The sequence below is a fragment of the Micromonospora sp. L31 genome, from assembly GCF_052068075.1.
Taxonomy (GTDB): Bacteria; Actinomycetota; Actinomycetes; order Mycobacteriales; family Micromonosporaceae; genus Micromonospora; species Micromonospora purpureochromogenes.
On record NZ_JBQHDC010000001.1, the window covers coordinates 529,036 to 544,515 of the forward strand.

13 protein-coding genes are annotated in these 15,480 nt (G+C 72.4%); 8 read left to right on the forward strand and 5 right to left on the reverse strand.

Translation table 11 applies throughout. From position 1 onward, the window contains the following. Window positions 1–42 precede the first annotated feature (42 nt). The 3 genes from ACTMS9_RS02610 (at window position 43) to ACTMS9_RS02620 (ending at window position 3,357) form a co-directional block, all read left to right on the forward strand. Complete coding sequence (locus tag ACTMS9_RS02610) at window positions 43–1,143, forward strand: helix-turn-helix domain-containing protein (RefSeq protein WP_441164021.1); 1,101 nt, start codon at window positions 43–45, stop codon at window positions 1,141–1,143. Window positions 1,144–1,160: 17 nt separating this feature from the next. Continuing rightward, complete coding sequence (locus ACTMS9_RS02615) at window positions 1,161–2,018, forward strand: hypothetical protein (protein WP_441164022.1); 858 nt, start codon at window positions 1,161–1,163, stop codon at window positions 2,016–2,018. A gap of 688 nt (window positions 2,019–2,706) precedes the next feature. Continuing rightward, complete coding sequence (locus ACTMS9_RS02620; protein WP_441164023.1) at window positions 2,707–3,357, forward strand: hypothetical protein; 651 nt, start codon at window positions 2,707–2,709, stop codon at window positions 3,355–3,357. A gap of 349 nt (window positions 3,358–3,706) precedes the next feature. Here the strand turns inward: ACTMS9_RS02620 and ACTMS9_RS02625 are convergent, their stop codons facing one another. After that, window positions 3,707–5,386: a DNA repair helicase XPB gene (locus ACTMS9_RS02625; protein ID WP_441164024.1), complete on the reverse strand. Its 1,680-nt coding sequence runs from the start codon at window positions 5,384–5,386 to the stop codon at window positions 3,707–3,709. A gap of 179 nt (window positions 5,387–5,565) precedes the next feature. Here ACTMS9_RS02625 and ACTMS9_RS02630 point away from each other — a divergent pair, with 179 nt between their 5' ends. Both ACTMS9_RS02630 and ACTMS9_RS02635 read left to right on the forward strand, forming a co-directional pair. After that, window positions 5,566–6,453: a L,D-transpeptidase family protein gene (locus ACTMS9_RS02630; protein WP_441164025.1), complete on the forward strand. Its 888-nt coding sequence runs from the start codon at window positions 5,566–5,568 to the stop codon at window positions 6,451–6,453. Between the two features lie 136 nt (window positions 6,454–6,589). Beyond that, complete coding sequence (locus ACTMS9_RS02635) at window positions 6,590–6,826, forward strand: hypothetical protein (protein ID WP_441164026.1); 237 nt, start codon at window positions 6,590–6,592, stop codon at window positions 6,824–6,826. Between the two features lie 4 nt (window positions 6,827–6,830). On the opposite strand, the gene ACTMS9_RS02640 is transcribed toward ACTMS9_RS02635, so the two are convergent. Next, window positions 6,831–9,299: a helicase-associated domain-containing protein gene (locus ACTMS9_RS02640; RefSeq protein WP_441164027.1), complete on the reverse strand. Its 2,469-nt coding sequence runs from the start codon at window positions 9,297–9,299 to the stop codon at window positions 6,831–6,833. An 84-nt stretch (window positions 9,300–9,383) separates the two neighbouring features. Between ACTMS9_RS02640 and ACTMS9_RS02645 the strand changes: the two genes are divergently transcribed. Then, window positions 9,384–10,010 (forward strand): HAD family hydrolase, encoded by a 627-nt coding sequence (locus tag ACTMS9_RS02645; RefSeq protein WP_441149583.1) that lies wholly within the window; start codon window positions 9,384–9,386, stop codon window positions 10,008–10,010. A gap of 28 nt (window positions 10,011–10,038) precedes the next feature. Further along, window positions 10,039–10,425 (forward strand): cold-shock protein, encoded by a 387-nt coding sequence (locus ACTMS9_RS02650; RefSeq protein ID WP_210776414.1) that lies wholly within the window; start codon window positions 10,039–10,041, stop codon window positions 10,423–10,425. Here ACTMS9_RS02650 and ACTMS9_RS02655 read toward each other — a convergent pair. Beyond that, complete coding sequence (locus tag ACTMS9_RS02655; RefSeq protein ID WP_441164028.1) at window positions 10,386–11,258, reverse strand: 1,4-dihydroxy-6-naphthoate synthase; 873 nt, start codon at window positions 11,256–11,258, stop codon at window positions 10,386–10,388. The two genes, ACTMS9_RS02650 and ACTMS9_RS02655, sit on opposite strands and share 40 nt — an antisense overlap. Window positions 11,259–12,062: 804 nt before the next feature. On the opposite strand from ACTMS9_RS02655, the gene ACTMS9_RS02660 reads away from it, so the two are divergent. Beyond that, a complete protein-coding gene (locus ACTMS9_RS02660) occupies window positions 12,063–12,992 on the forward strand; it encodes a GNAT family N-acetyltransferase (protein WP_441164029.1) in 930 nt (309 codons plus the stop codon). Here ACTMS9_RS02660 and ACTMS9_RS02665 read toward each other — a convergent pair. Then, entirely contained in the window at window positions 12,964–13,614 is a 651-nt protein-coding gene (locus ACTMS9_RS02665) for a futalosine hydrolase (RefSeq protein WP_441164030.1), read from the reverse strand. The genes ACTMS9_RS02660 and ACTMS9_RS02665 overlap by 29 nt on opposite strands. Beyond that, a complete protein-coding gene (locus tag ACTMS9_RS02670) occupies window positions 13,611–15,425 on the reverse strand; it encodes an MFS transporter (RefSeq protein ID WP_441164031.1) in 1,815 nt (604 codons plus the stop codon). The genes ACTMS9_RS02665 and ACTMS9_RS02670 overlap by 4 nt, the downstream gene beginning before the upstream one ends. Window positions 15,426–15,480: the final 55 nt, after the last annotated feature.

The window sequence follows — 15,480 nt, forward strand, 5'->3', positions numbered from 1 at the left end:
TTTCCCTAGGCAGGAAACTCCCTAGCGTGGGAAAGTAACACCATGTTGAGGGACACCGAGAGCGGACTGCTGCAGCGGGCGCGGCTGCACCTGGCGGACCTGCTGCCGCCCGCCTTTGAGCTCAGCGATGCAGTACTCGATAGCCAAGGGCCGTTTGAGGGTTCGGACGCTGTCTGGCAGCTGCACGAGCAGAACGCAGGCTACAGCTTGATCCTGGTGGAGGCGAAGCAGTCCCTGACACCCCGCGAAGTGTCCCGACTGCGGAAGCAACTGTCTGGCCCGGTCATGCGCCTGATGCGCAACCCAACAGTGCTGTGTGTTGCTCCGTGGCTGAGCCCACGGACACGGGCACTCTTGGACGAGGCCGGCTTCTCCTACCTTGACTTCACAGGGAACGTCCGGCTCCGGATCGACAGGCCGGCGGTTTACATCAGGCTTCAGGGGGCCGACCGCGACCCGAACCCGAAGCCCCAATCTCAGGCTCGGCTACACGGCCCGAAGGCGCGCCGCCTGGTCCGGCTGCTGGTGGAGGCGACCCCGCCTTACCGGCTAAAGGAACTGGCCGAGGCGGGTGGCCTAACGCCGGGCTACGTGTCGAAGATGTTGTATTCGCTCGACGAGCAAGCGCTGGTGGAGCGGGATCCGCGCGGGGTAGTGGAGCGCGTCGACTGGGCAGGGCTGCTGCTAGCCAGCACAGAGAGGTACGACCTGCTACGCAACAACCAGGCCAGCACGTTCATCGCGCAGGAAGGCGCCCGCGTGCTGTATGGCCGGATGCTCACCGACATCACTCGGCCGAGTGTGGTGGTAACGGGCTCGTTTGCGGCTTCTGACATCGCGAAGGTGGCAGCACCGACTCAGCTGGTGCTCTACGTAAGGGATCCGGAGCACATGCGCAACTTCGGCCGGCTGCTGCCAACTGACCGAGGTGCTGACGTGGTGCTTCTGCAGCCAGAGGACATCGCCCAGGTCAGAGGCACCCGGACTGTAGACGGGCTCCAGCACGTGGGGCTGAGCCAGCTAGTGCTCGACTGCCTGGGTGGCAATGGCCGGCTACCCGAGGAAGGGCAGGCCGTGCTGGACTGGATGCGCGCGCATGAGGACGCGTGGCGCAGGCAGGAGTTGCCCGAGCTTAATCGGTAAGGTCTATGCCTATGCCAATGGCCAGACCGGCAACCGAACCGGTGTACATCGCGGCACGACGGGTTCTCCTGGATGCACTAGAGGCGTTGGCCGAGCATCGGCAAGCAGTGATCCTGGCAGGTGCTCAGGCGATCTACGTGCGCACCGGCGAGGCAGATCTCGATGCCAGCGTTGCCCCTTACACCACTGACGCGGATCTAACCCTGGATCCGCGGGTGCTTGGTCCTGACCCAAGAATCGAAGAGGCGATGAGGGGGGCGGGGTTCCAGCTCACAGCCCAACCAGGCATTTGGACGACGTCGACCAAGGTAGACGGAGCCGAGATGGACGTGCCGGTGGACCTCCTCGTTCCGGCCAGCATGGTGGGCGGCAACCGATCGGCAAAGCTGCCTGACCACGGAGACCGCGCAGCCAGACGGACGTCGGGCTTGGAGGCGGCAGTCGCGGACCACAGCGATGAGCTGATCTGTAGTTTGGAGCCAGAGATAGACGCTCGGCAGCTGCTGGTGCCGGTAGCCGGCACAGCCGCGCTGCTTGTGGCGAAGGCGCACAAGCTGCATGACCGGCTCCAGTCGTTAAGGCCTGGGCGACCAGACCGGCTCAAGCCGAAGGATGCGGGTGACGTACTGCGCCTGATGCGGGCGGAGCCAGCCGACCAAGTGGGCCGGCGACTGCGCGAACTCGCCAGGGATGAGACTGCTGGAGCCACCGTGCACGAGGGTGTGCAGTGGCTGCAGGAGTTATTCAGCCGGCGACGCTCACCTGGGGTGGACCTAGCCGTGCAGGCGTTGCAGGCGGCTCTGCCGGAGGAGACTATTCGGACCCTAGCGACGGCGTACATGGCAGTCTTGATGAGCAGCTATTCCGGTGACTGATGGTGAGATGGGCCTGCTCGCTGGGCTTGTTGTGCGGCATTTTACATGGCGAGCCAGACCCTTAGACGGCACGCGCCGACAGCTGAGGGCTGTGTCCCCAGCGGGCGTCGACGTCGGGTCGCCAGCGCAATGGCTGTCGACAGCAACGCTGACAGCAACCGCGCCAGACGGTGGCCCTGGCGAGGACTGGCATGGATAAGACTCCGGCCTGCGGCCGTTTTTGGACGCGTGCGGACGTGATGCACAGAGCTTGTAAGCGAGACGTCGTTAGTTCATCCCGGCCGAAGCCTTCAACTCCTCCAGGCACTTCTCGACACTTGCTGGAAGCGCCTTTGTAAGCAAGACGCAGGCCACGAGGCGGCGAGGAGACAGCGCGAGCCTCGACGCGGGTCGGTCCGAGACGTCAACCAACGAGGCTCGGCCCCTGCTCGTCGATGCGGATCAACACCAGGTGGCACCCGCCGACAGGCTGATTCCACATCCCCCTAGCGAAGGTCGAAACTCCCTCTTGACCTGGTCGAGTACCCCCCCCGACGCGCGAGCGGCCGTGGCGGGCAACCAGCACGAGGATCGACTGGCCACTAGCGCACACCGCCGTCCATAGCCGAGGATCGCTAGGGTGGCTATCAATGACTGGTTGGGCAGCGACCCCACCGAGTCAAGGTGAACTCGGGAAAGACTAGAACTTTTGGATGAGACGGTTGTCGGCTTGGTCGGCGCGGTCCTCGGTGCGGCGGCCGCCCTGCTAGCCACAGCGTTCCAGATTCGTGCTGGCCGGAGGCAGGAGCAGGAGACTTGGCGTCGCCAGCGGGTTGTCGACCTATACGAAGACTTGCTGGCGTGGGCCTACCACCTGCGCGCCTCAACGGTTTGGCTGGACGATCCTGAGGTGGCTCCGGACCCGGCACCGTCGGCGACCCCCACATCGGTGCGCATAGTGCGTGCCCGCTTTGACGCCTCGGATGCAGTCTGGCAGGTTACCGGCTTTCTTATCGAGGCCGAAGAGGAGCTAATTGGCCTCCAGCACCAATATCAGCGGCGGCGGGCCGACGGCGACGAGCCCGGCGAGTTCTCCGTGCCTCAAGAGCTAAGGCTACGGATCCGGTCGTTGACCTCCATGTTGCAACGTTCCGTAATGGCTGAGGTTGAGGGACTGCGACCCAAACCCAGAGTCCGGAGGTGGTGGCATCGGCGCCGCCCTCGGTGGGAGTCGGAGGTGGACGAAGCCCGTCAGCAGGTGTTGGCGATAATGGCTAAGCGCGGGCAGATGCGGGATCTAGACGTGCTGAGGCAGGTAGCGGCACCCCCTCAGCCTCTGCTGAACGACTCGGAACCGTAGGCGCAGCTCCTGCACGGCGCGGATCTGCCTCTGGTCCGGCACGGCGTCTCCCTTCCTCGGCCGCCGAATCTACGCCGGCGGCACCTACTGCGCCGTTTTACCGCCAAGAGCGAGCGCGTTGCCGCAGTCGTCAGGCAGCGAGGCAGCAAGAAGGCAGCGCGAGCATTGATCGCGGCTGGTCCCGAACGTGACCACCTGGCGGCCGGCTCCTGCTCACCGGCACGGCCTGACACCGGTTGTCAGCAGCCGACAGGTTGAGACCGCATCCCCCCGCCGGGGTTCAATTCCCCCACAGGCGTTAGTGGGAAGCCTTCCCGCAGGGCCGGTATGTCCTCGTGACCCCGCGACGTCAGTCGGTCGTCGGCAACTTCGGTCCCAGCACATCGTCCGCGTCCACAATCGTGTACGCGTACCCCTGCTCGGCGAGGAACCGCTGCCGGTGCGCCGCGTACTCGGTGTCGATGGTGTCCCGGGAGACGACGGTGTAGAAGTGCGCCTGCCGTCCGTCGGCCTTCGGCCGCAGCACCCGTCCGAGCCGCTGCGCCTCTTCCTGCCGGGACCCGAAGGTCCCGGACACCTGGATCGCCACCGCCGCCTCCGGCAGGTCGATCGAGAAGTTCCCGACCTTCGAAATCACGAGGGTACGGATCTCCCCGGTGCGGAAGGCGTCGAAGAGCCGTTCCCGTTCCTTGTTGGTGGTGGAGCCCTGCACGATCGGTGCGTCGAGGTACTCCCCGAGCTGGTGCAGCTGGTCGATGTACGCGCCGATCACCAGGGTCTGCTCGTCCGGATGCCGGTCGACCAGCGCCTTCACCACCGGAAGCTTCGTCCGGGCGGTCGCCGCCATCCGGTAGCGCTCCTCGGCCTCCGCCGTCGCGTAGGACATCCGCTCGGCGTCGGTCAGCGTCACCCGTACCTCGGTGCACTGGGCCGGGGCGATCCAGCCCTGCGACTCGATGTCCTTCCACGGCGCGTCGTACCGCTTGGGGCCGATCAGGCTGAACACGTCACCCTCCCGGCCGTCCTCGCGGACCAATGTCGCCGTGAGGCCCAGCCGGCGGCGGGCCTGGAGGTCCGCGGTGAACCGGAAGATCGGCGCGGGCAGCAGGTGGACCTCGTCGTAGACGACCAGGCCCCAGTCGCGGGCGCCGAACAGGTCCAGGTGGGTGAACGCGCCGCCGCGCCGCGAGGTGAGCACCTGGTAGGTCGCGATGGTGACCGGACGGATCTCCTTGCGCTCGCCCGAGTACTCGCCGATCTCCTCCTCGGTCAGCGAGGTGCGGGCGATCAGCTCCCGCTTCCACTGCCGGCCGGCGACGGTGTTGGTGACCAGGATCAGCGTGGTGGCCTTCGCCTCGGCCATCGCCGCCGCTCCGACCAGCGTCTTGCCCGCGCCGCAGGGGAGCACGACCACACCCGACCCGCCGGCCCAGAACGCCTCGACCGCCTCCCGCTGGTACGACCGCAGCGTCCACGGCTTGCGGCCGTCCTTGCCGGCCTCGGCCAGCTCGATCGGGTGCGCCTCGCCGTCGACGTACCCGGCCAGGTCCTCCGCCGGCCAGCCCAGCTTGAGCAGCGCCTGCTTGAGCCGGCCGCGCTCGGAGGGGTGCACCTGGATGGTGTCGTCGTCGATCTTGTTGCCGAGCATGCCGGCGAGCTTCTTGCTCTTGGCGACCTCGATCAGCACCAGCCGGTCGAGCGCCCGCAGCACCAGGCCGTGCGCCGGGTCGTTGGCGAGCTGGAGCCGGCCGTACCGGTCCATCGTCTCGGCCACGTCCACCAGCAGCCCGTGCGGCACCGGGTAGCGGGAGTACTTGATCAGCGCGTCCACCACGGCCTCGGCGTCGTGGCCGGCGGCCCGGGCATTCCACAGCCCGAGCGGGGTGAGCCGGTAGGTGTGCACGTGCTCGGGGGAGCGCTCCAGCTCGGCGAAGGGGGCGATCGCCATCCGGCAGGCCTGCGCGTCGGGGTGGTCGATCTCCAGCAGCAGGGTCTTGTCGGACTGCACGATCAGTGGTCCACCGCTCACGCCAGCGTCCTCTCCTCGGCCGGGCTTGTCGGCTACCCGTCATTGGTGGGGACACCCCGCCGCAGGCCGACCATCCAGTGTTGCACGAGGTCGGGGACGCCCAGAAAAATGCCCAAACGACGCAACGCTTTCCCATCGCCGAACGTCTTCCAATCGGACGGCTGATTCGGGAGGGCTCAATGAGGCATACAGGTTTAACCATCCGGATCGTCGCCTTGGCGGTGGTCACGCTGGTCGGCGCCGGTGGGTGCGCGCTCGACCCGCAGGCCGATCCGGGTGGCACTGGAGGAGGGCTCGCCCCGGTCGGCAGTGCGGAACAGGTAACGGGGGCGAGCGGCTCGCCGCCCGACCAGCGGACCCAGCCGACCACGCCGGCCCCGAAGCTGAAGGCCGCGGCGACGACGCCGCGCGTCACCACCCCGCCGAAGCCGGAGCGCGGCCGCCGGTTCGCCAACCCGACGCCGCAGAACATGACCCGCTGCGAGCAGGGGGAGCACCAGCGCGAGGTGGAGGGCTACCTCGCCCGGCTGGGCGGGTTCGGGACGGTCAGCGTGAACGGCCGGCAGTCCGACGCCGACTGCGCCGCGATCAAGAAGTTCCAGCAGCGGTACGACATCCGCCCGGCCGCCGGCCGGGCCGGCCCGCTCACGTACGACGTGGCGAAGCGGCTGGCGAACACGGACACCAGCCGCTGCAACGCCGGCACGGGCACCACCTTCTGCGTGGACCTGACCAAGCAGACCACCTGGGTGATGCGCGACGGCAAGGTGGTGGCCAAGCCGACGGTGACCCGCACCGGCATGTCCGGCTACGCCACCCCCGCGGGCACCTACAAGATCAACCTCCGGGCCCTCAAGGAGTGGTCGGACCCGTACGACGTGTGGCTGCCCTACTGGCAGCGCTTCAACGGCGGAATCGGCTTCCACGAGACCACCACCTACCTGCACAACTCCTCGATCGGCTCGCACGGCTGCATCAACCTGCTGCACACCGACGCGGTCCGCTGGTATGAGCTCGGCTCGATCGGTTCCCGTGTGACGCTGGTCGGCCGCCGCCCCGGCACCTGACCCGCGACCCTCACCTGAATCGCCGCCTCGACAGCCCGACCGTCGGGGCGGCGATTCAGGGTTTTGTCCCCTGTGCGGTCAAGCGTCCGGGTGCCACCCTGGGTGGCGGGAGCCGGACGGGGCGGGAGGGCTTGGCATGAGCGTCGACCAGGAAACGGCCACCGACGACGAGCCGCCGCCGGCCGACGAGGTCTCCACGGCGACGCTGGTCGGCTACGCCGCCGCCGCGCTCGGCCTCGTCGGCTGGTTCCTCTTCGGCTGGCTGGTGCAGCGGCAGGGCTTCGTCGCCTCGGTCGGCGAGACCGCCGGCGCCGCGTTCGCGCTGCTGCTCGCCGTCTCCGTGATCGGCACCGTGCGCCGCAGCCGGCGCTGACCGCTCAGTCCTCCCGTACCGCCGCGGTGATCCGGTGCAGCGCGAAGGTGTGCAGCATCTCCGTCCGGTCGTCCTCGGCGCGCAGGTAACCGGCACCGATCGAGACCGGTCGGAGCAGCCGGGACGCGGTCGCCCCGTGCGCGTCGACGTAGCCCACCCAGACCAGCGCCTTGTCCCGTACCGCCTGTTGCAGCACGGCCAGGGCCTCGCTGTGGCTGTGCGCCGGCATCGGGCCGGCGGCCACCCGGGCCGCGCTGCCGCGCACCACCGCCGGGGCCCGCCGGGCCGCCCGCGCCGCGGCGTCGCCCCGCCGGATCTGCTCCACCACGCCGAGCAGCCGGGGCATGGCCAGCTTCGGCGCGGCCAGCGGATCCAGTGCGCGGGTGCTCACCGACGCCCGGGCGGGAGCCCGCCGGGTCTTCGGCCGGGACAGCACCGTCGCGCCGCTGGTGTCCTCCGGCACCGGCGCGTACCCGGCGTCGCGCAGCGCGAGCAGCATCCGCCCCACCTGGTACGGGGTGACCAGCACCGTCGGCGCCAGCCGGCGGAACGCCATCGACTCCAGCCGTCGGTCGGCCAGCACCTCGGCGAGCAGCGCCTCGTCGTCGCTGCGCACGTACCCGCCGGCGGAGCCGAGGCGCAGCCCGCCGTGCTTGCGCGCCACGTCGTCGATCAGGTACGTCAGCCCCTGCGGGATCGGGGTGCGTGACCGGCGGTGGAACAGGGCGTGCAGGTCGTCGGCGGTGTACCCGGCGTCCAGGGCACGGCGCACGCTCGCCGTGGTGACCCGATGCACGCTGGCCCCGCCGGCCGACTCGTGCTCGGCCACCACGTCCAGCTCGGCGGCGAGCGCCGGGTCGGGCGGGCCGGGCACCACCACGCTCAGGTCGGCCTGCACCAGGAAGTGGTCGACCGGGGCGGGCAGCAGCGCGTCCAGCGCCCGCACGGCGCTCGACGGGTCGCCGCTCTCGGCGTCCGAGCGCAGGCCGAGCGGGTCGTCGGCGCCGCGCTCGTCCGCCTCGGTGACGTCGGCCAGCAGCAGCCGCCCGTACGAGGTGAGCGCGCCGAGCCCGGTGACGCCCAGCTGGGCCGCCTCGGCCAGCACCTCCCGGTGCGCGGCCTCCCGGCCCCGGCTGCGTCGGGGGGCCCGCCAGTCCAGCAGCTCCAGCACCTCGTCCGGGGTGGGTGCGGTGGCCGGCTCCAGGTCGGCCAGCACCCCGAGCACCGCCCGCCGGGCGGCCGGCGCGCCGGCCCGTTCCGCCTCGGCGGAGAGCACGCTGATCGGCCGGTCCCGGTCGTCGCGTTGGCCGACCAGCCCGACCTGCCGGGTCATCGTCAGCCAGGCCCGGGCGAGCTGCTCCCAGCGGTGGGCCAGCGACATCGCCCGCCACACCTCGTACCCGCCGGTGGGCAGCACCTGCTGGTCGGCGCCGTAGCGGCCGGTGGTGGTCCCGGGCAGGTCCAGCTCGCCGACCAGCCCGGCCGCGTACGCCACCTCGAAGACCAACGCGGTGGCCGGCTCGTCCAGCCCGACGCCGCGGGCCAGCCGGCGCAGGTCGCGGACGCCGACACCCCCCGAGCGCAGCACCGGGGCCGGCTCGGCGGCCAGGCTCTCCAGCAGCGCCTCGGTGTGGCGTACCAGCTCCATGGTCTGCCCGGCCCCGGCGGAGTCGACGGCCTTCGGCTCGCGCGGCGGCGCGGTGACCGACGGCGGGCTGGTGCGCAGCGGGCCCAGCGGGCCGCTGTCCCGGCGCAGCAGCAGCCCCACCTCACGGGGCAGCTCCACGGTGCCGGCGGAGACCGGCACGAGCAGCCGCGCGTCGACCAGCCAACGGATGGGCGAGCCGGTCGGCGCGCCGCCGTTGGTGGCGTCCGGCGGCAGATCGTCCTCCGCGCCGACCGGGGGCGCCTGGAGCGCGCCCGGCGGCACGCTGCCCACCGGCGGCCCGGCGGCCAGCCGGTCCAGGATCGCCCGGGCCGAGGGCGGAGCGGCCAGCAGCGTCCGCCGCAGCTTCGCCGGGTCCGCGCAGAGCGCCGCCGTCCGCAGGTCCAGCTCCGCCGCCGGTCGCCCCAGCCCCGCCGGGTACGGGGAGACCTCGTCGACGCTGCCTGCGACGCGCAGGGCGTGCTCCGGGCCGTACAGCAGGAAGCGCGCGCGCAGCCGGTCCACCGCACCCCGGACGGTGGTCGGGGCGGGCGGGTGCGGCCCGGCGGTGGCCATCGCGAGGACGGCGTCGGTGGAGGTGGTGCCCTCCTCGGGATGCCGGGTGAGTCGGGCGGCGTCGAGGATCTGGAGGGTGAACTGGTCCAGCCCGTCCAGCGCGCGGGCCACGGAGACCCGCGACTCGGCCCGGATGGCGAGGGCGGAGACGTCGGCGGGCACCGGCACCACGAGGTCGGGCCGCAGCTGGAGCAGGGCGGCCAGCGACTCGTCCGGCAGGGCGCGCAGGTGGTCGGCGAGTGAGGTGGTCATCGTCGTTCCACGCTAGCCCGCTGCGGGGCCGTCCCGCCCCTCGGACGTCCGGCTCGGTCCGGGTTGGGCGGGTACGTTCTCCGGGTGCTTCCACTGATGGTCGGTTTCGACCTCGACATGACCCTGGTTGACTCCCGCCCCGGCATCGCCGCCTGCTACCGGGCGTTGACCGTACAGACCGGCGTACCCGTCGACGCCGACCTCGCGGTCTCCCGGCTCGGACCGCCGTTGCGCACCGAGATCGCGCACTGGTTCCCGCCCGAGCAGGTGGAGGAAGCGGTGACGATCTACCGCGAGCTCTACCCGGCGTACGCGATCACCCCGACCGTCCCGTTGCCGGGCGCGCGGGAGGCGATCGAGGCGGTGCACGCGCGCGGCGGCCGGGTGATGGTGGTGACCTCCAAGATCGGCCGACTGGCCCGGCTGCACCTGGACCACCTCGGGCTGACCGTCGACGAGCTGGCCGGGGATCTCTTCGCCGAGGAGAAGGCGACCGCGCTGCGCGCCCACGGCGCGAGCCTCTACGTCGGCGACCATGTGGCGGACATGGTGGCCGCGGACGCGGCCGGGGTGCCCGGCGTCGGGGTGGCCACCGGGCCGTGCAGCATCGACGAGCTGCGGGCCGCCGGGGCGTACCAGGTGCTGGACGATCTCACCGGATTCCCGGCGGCGCTGGACCGGATCATCGGGCTAGCCTTGGAGCAGCAGTAGACGTCTCAAGCGAAGCAGGGGTTCTCAGGTGCCGACGGGTCGAGTGAAGTGGTATGACGCGGCCAAGGGATACGGGTTCGTCACCAGTGACGAGGGTGGCGACGTGTTCCTGCCCAAGGGCGCGCTACCCGCGGGTGTCACCGACCTGAAGGGTGGGCAGCGGGTCGACTTCAGCGTGGTGGACAGCCGCCGGGGCGCCCAGGCGATGGGGGTCAAGCTGCTGGACGTGCCGCCGTCGATGGCGGAGCTGCGCCGGCGTCCGGCCGAGGAGCTGCACGGCCTGGTCGAAGACATGATCAAGGTGCTGGAGGCGAAGGTCCAGCCGGACCTGCGCCGGGGTCGGTTCCCGGACAAGAAGACCGCGCAGAAGGTCGCTCAGCTGGTCCACGCGGTGGCGCGCGAGCTGGAGGTCTGAGGGCGGGAGATCCGAGGTACGAGCCCGGCATCGACGGCCCGGCCCAGCAGCGCCTCCACGGCGGCGAAGCCCGCGTCCCCCAGGTCCGCGGTGAACTCGTTGACGTAGAGGCCGATGTGCCGGTCCACCACGTCGGGCTCCATCTCCTGCGCGTGCGAGAGCACGTAGTCCCGGCTGGCGGCCGGATCGGCCCAGGCCTGGCGGACGGACTCCCGGATCCAGCCGGCCGCCGCCACCGGGTCGACGGCGCCCCTGCGGGCCAGGATCGCGCCGAGCGGGATCGGCAGGCCGGTGTGGCCCTCCCACCACTCGCCCAGGTCCACCAGCGCGGTCAGCCCGTGCCGGTGATAGGTGAACCGCGCCTCGTGGATGACCAGCCCCGCGTCGTACTTCCCGGCGGCCACCGCCGGCATGATCTCGTGGAACGGCACCACCTCGATCCGCGCCGGCGGCCGCTCGGCCGACCAGAGCCGGAAGAGCAGGTACGCGGTGGTCCGGTCGCCGGGCACCGCCACCGTGGCCCCGCTCAGGTCGGTCCGGTCCGGCCGGCCCGCACCGTCGCCGCCCCCGCCGCGGGTGAGCACCAGCGGGCCGCAGCCGCGGCCGAGCGCCCCGCCGCAGGGCAGCAGGTGGTAGTCGTCCAGCAGCCAGGGCAGCGCCGCAAAGCTCACCTTCACCAGGTCGAACGCGCCACGCTCGGCGGCCGTGTTGGTGACGTCCACGTCCGCGTAGGTCACCTCGACCGGCGGCGCGCCGGGCACCCGGCCATGCACCAGCGCGTGGAAGACGAACGTGTCGTTGGGGCAGGGCGAGATCGCCAGGGAGAGCGCCACGCTCCCACGGTAGCCCCGCCCCCGCGCCCCCACTCCACCCCGCCCACCGCACTGTGACCCCACCCGCCTGCCCTCGCGCCGCCTGCCCTCGCGCCGCCTGCCCTCGCGCCGCCTGCCCTCGCGCCGCCTGCCCTCGCGCCGCCTGCCCTCGCGCCGCCTGCCCTCGCGCCGCCTGCCCTCGCGCCGCCTGCCCTCGCGCCGCCTGCCCTCGCGCCGCCTGCCCCCGCGCCCCCGCGCTCCACCCCCGTCCACCCCACTGTGACCCCGCCCGCCGCCCTCGCGCCGCCCGCGCCCCCGCGCTGCCCGCGCCCCCGCGCTGCCCGCGCCCCCGCGCTGCCCGCGCCCCCGCGCTGCACGCCCGCCCCGTCGCGCCGCCCGCGCCGCCCATCGGCCGCGCCGCCCGCGCCGCCCGTGCGCCGGCGCCGCCCAGCGCTCACTGGTCAGGCCGTCCCAGGACGCGTGGCAACGCCTACGCGACTCGCTTTCGAGCTGATGTCGTGAACGATTCAGCCGGGTGAGGTGTCGCTGGTGGGTGTCATCGGGCACCTCGCCGTCCGTGCCTCACCCTCGGCAGGATGGCCGTCGCAACAGCCGGGCGGTTACCCGGTGCTGCGCTGCGCGCCCCCACCGGGCGTCATACCGCCTACCCAGCGTGTCGGGCCGGGCGTGAATCGTTCGCGACATCAGCTCCAAAGCGTCGCATCACCCCACCGTTGTCCCCAGCCCGGCGGGTTTTCCACAGCGTTGTCCACAGGTTGGCGCGGCCTGTTGAAAGAGCGCGGCGCGTGGCCGCAGCATGAGTTCGTGACGCAGACATCGCCCCGGATCGACCTGGGCCGCACGATCCGCGCGATGCGCCGCCGCGCCGATCTGAGTCAGCGGGAGCTGGCCGAGAAGTCCGGGGTACCGCAGGCGACGATCGCGCGCATCGAGTCGGGGCGGGCGGTCGATCCGCGCTTCCGCACGATCGAGGCCCTGGTGGCAGCGGTGCGGGGCCGGATCGTGATGTCTGTGCCGACCGCCGGCGACGGGGTCGAGGTCGGGGGCGGCATCGAGGCTGGGCCTGGCGGCCACGGCGTGGCCGAGGAGGGTCGCGAGCAGGCGACGGGTGGGCTGCCGGCCGTACCGCACGACGAGCTGCGGGACGCGGTCGGTCGGCGCTACCCGGCACACCTGGACGCCTGGCCGGTGCACGAGCCGAAGGACTGGCCGGGTGCGTGGTGGGCGGACTGGTACAACCTGCCGCCCGAGCGGTGGCCCCTGCCGCTGCCCGAGGCGACGTACGAGCGGGACCGCGGCTACCGGGACCGGCGACGCAGGGCGGAACTAGTGCGCCGCAAGTTCTCGGTACGCCAGGTCGTCGAGCCCGGCCGGTCGGCGACGTGCTGGCGGTTCGTCGCCGAGCTGCCCGACGGGGAGCTCGTCGGCGAGTTGCGGGCCCACGAGCGCACAGTGCACCTGGCATACGGGGGCGACGAGTCGGTGTGGCCACGCGACCTGGTGCTCGACGGAGTGCTGGTCGCCGGCGAGCACCGGCGGCTCGGCATCGGGCGTGGGTTGCTGGACGCGTTGCTCCGGCGGATGGCGGAGGTGCGGATAGGCGTGGTGTCCGGGGTCGCCGAGGGCCCGGGCGTCAACTTCCTGGCAGCGTGCGGCTTCCGAATCGCATCGCACCGGCCCCTGGCGATGTGTCTCGACCTGCCGGTCAGCTCAGGGCCCGGGCGGCCGCCGTGAGGGCGGTGAACGCCTCCCGCATCCGCCACGACCCCCGGTCCCGGGGGCCGATCGGGTTGGAGACGGTGCGCAGCTCGGCGAAGGGCAGGCCGGCGTGCGCGGCGGCCACCGCCACGCCGTACCCCTCCATGGCCTCGGCCACGGCGTCCGGGTGACGGTCGGCGAGGGCTCGGGTGCTCGCGGCCGTGCCGGTCACCGTGCTCACGGTCAGCACCGCGCCGACGACCGCCTCGGGGAGCGCCGCGCACAGGGCGGCCAGCAGCTCGGGGTCGGCGTAGACGGTCGGACCGCCACCCAGCAGCTCCGGCGGCATGCCCAGCTCGTCGACCGGGATGAACCCCTCGGGCGACTCCGCGCCCAGGTCCGCCGCCACGCTGCGGGTGCCGAGGACCGTCGCGCCGACCGCCACCCGGCCGGCGAAGCCGCCGCCGATCCCGGCGCTCACCACCGCCCGGTACGGGCGACCCGCCGCCTCGGCCAGCGTCAGCAGCCGCGCGGTGGCGGCACCGGCCATCGCCGGCCCCACCCCGACCGGCCGTACGGTCACCGTCGGGTCGGTGAGGCCGGCCCGGACCGCCTCCGCCTCGGCCGGCACGGCGGTCAGCACCAGCAGACCCGTCACGACACCGACCCCGGCGACTGGCGCCGCTGGTCGTCGTCCGCCCCGCCGGGACGCGCCACGGCCGAGGACGGCCGGTAGATGTGGTACCCGGGCGGTGCCAGTCCGGCGTCGTCGCCGGCGGTGTCGGGGGAGCGGTGGCCGGTCGGCGCCGGTGAGGTCGGCGCGGCCTGGGCGGCGGCCGCCGTGGCGGCGTCCGCCGCCGCGTCGTGATCGTGCGGACCGGCGGAGTACGGCTCGTGGCTCGGCCCGGGCCGGTCCCGACCGGCAGTGCGCGGCTCATGGGTCGGCTCGGGCCGGTCGCGACCGGCATAGTGGGGCTCGTGGGTCGGCCCGGGCCGGCCGCGGTCCGGGCTGTCCGGCCGGTCTGAGCCCGGCGTGCTGCCTGCCGCGTTTTCCGGCACGTCGTGGTCCGCGAGTTCCTCGTCGGTGAGCGGGCGACCGATCAGCCGTTCGTCGCGCAGTCGACCGGCGACCACGATGCCCCGGACGGCGGCGAGCACTCCCACCCCGGCGGCGACCGCGATGCCCACCCGCCCCTCGAAGGGGACCAGGCCGAGGCCGCCGCCGGCCACGAAGGCCAGCATCAGCGCGGTCTCCGAGTGGGCGAAGGAGCTGGCCCGCAGCCGCTCCGGGATCCGCTCCTGGATCGAGGCGTCCACGGCCAGTTTGGCGATTCCGCTGGTCAGCGCGGCGACCAGGCAGAGCACCGCCACCATCGGCAGGGAGAACTTCAGCGTGGCCAGGACGGCCACCCCGGCCACGATGACCATGCTGCTCGACTGGATCGCGGCGGGCCGGTGGATGCGCAGCCGGGTGCCGAGCGCGGTGGCCAGGAAGCCGCCCACGACCAACGCCCCGCCGACCAGGCCCAGCGCCGCCTGGTCGCTGAGTTCGCGCCCGAAGAAGTCGGTGTTCAGGTCGCCCTTCTTGAGCGCGAACGCGAGGAAGAGCAGCAGGAAGCCGTAGAGCGCGCGCGGCGCCGCCGCGCCGATCAGGGTGGCGATCACCAGGCGGCCGGCCGGGCGACCCCGGCCCAGGGGCCGGTCCCGGTCGGGGTTCAGCCCGCGCCACGGGCGGGGTACCCGCTCCGGCGGCTCGGAGTCCGCCTTCGGTGGCAGCCGCAGCGCGATCACCATGCCGACCAGGAAGATCACCGAGGCCACCCGCAGCGGCCACTGCGGCCCGAACCAGAACGCGGCCAGCCCGATCGGCGCCACCAGCGCGCCGGCCACCGTGCCGTAGACGCTGGCCCGCGCCCCCACCTGGGAGAGGCCGAGCCCCTCGGGCAGCAACCGGGGCACGGCCGCCGAGCGGGCCACCCCGTACGCCCGGGAGAGCGCGAGCACGCCGAACGCGGCCGGGTACAGCCCGAGGCCGCCGATGTAGTCCGAGATCAACCAGGCCAGGAACGCCCGGCCGAGCATGGTGGTGGCCAGGGCGTACCGGCGGCCGTGCCGGAAGTGGTCGAGCAACGGGCCGACCACCGGCGCCAGCATGGCGAACGGCACCATCGTGACCAGCAGGTAGAGCGCGACCTTGCTGCGCGCCTCGCCGAGCGGGACGTCGAAGAAGATCGTCCCGGCCAGGCCGATCGCGATGAGCGTGTCACCGGCGCAGGAGACCGCGTGCAGGTCGAAGAGGCGGACCATGCCGACCTCACCGCCGGCTCCCCGGGCCCGCGCCGACCCCGCCCGCCGGGTCATCCAGCGTCCTCCGCGCAGTGATCCGCGGAACAGCAGACGTGCGGCGCGGATGCCCGTGCCGGCGGTCCGGCCGAGGACGGACCGCCCGGAGCGGGAGGAGAGCGGCATGTGCACCATCCTCGCCCATCTGATCCACGCCCGTCGCGCCACCCGGGGAAGACGT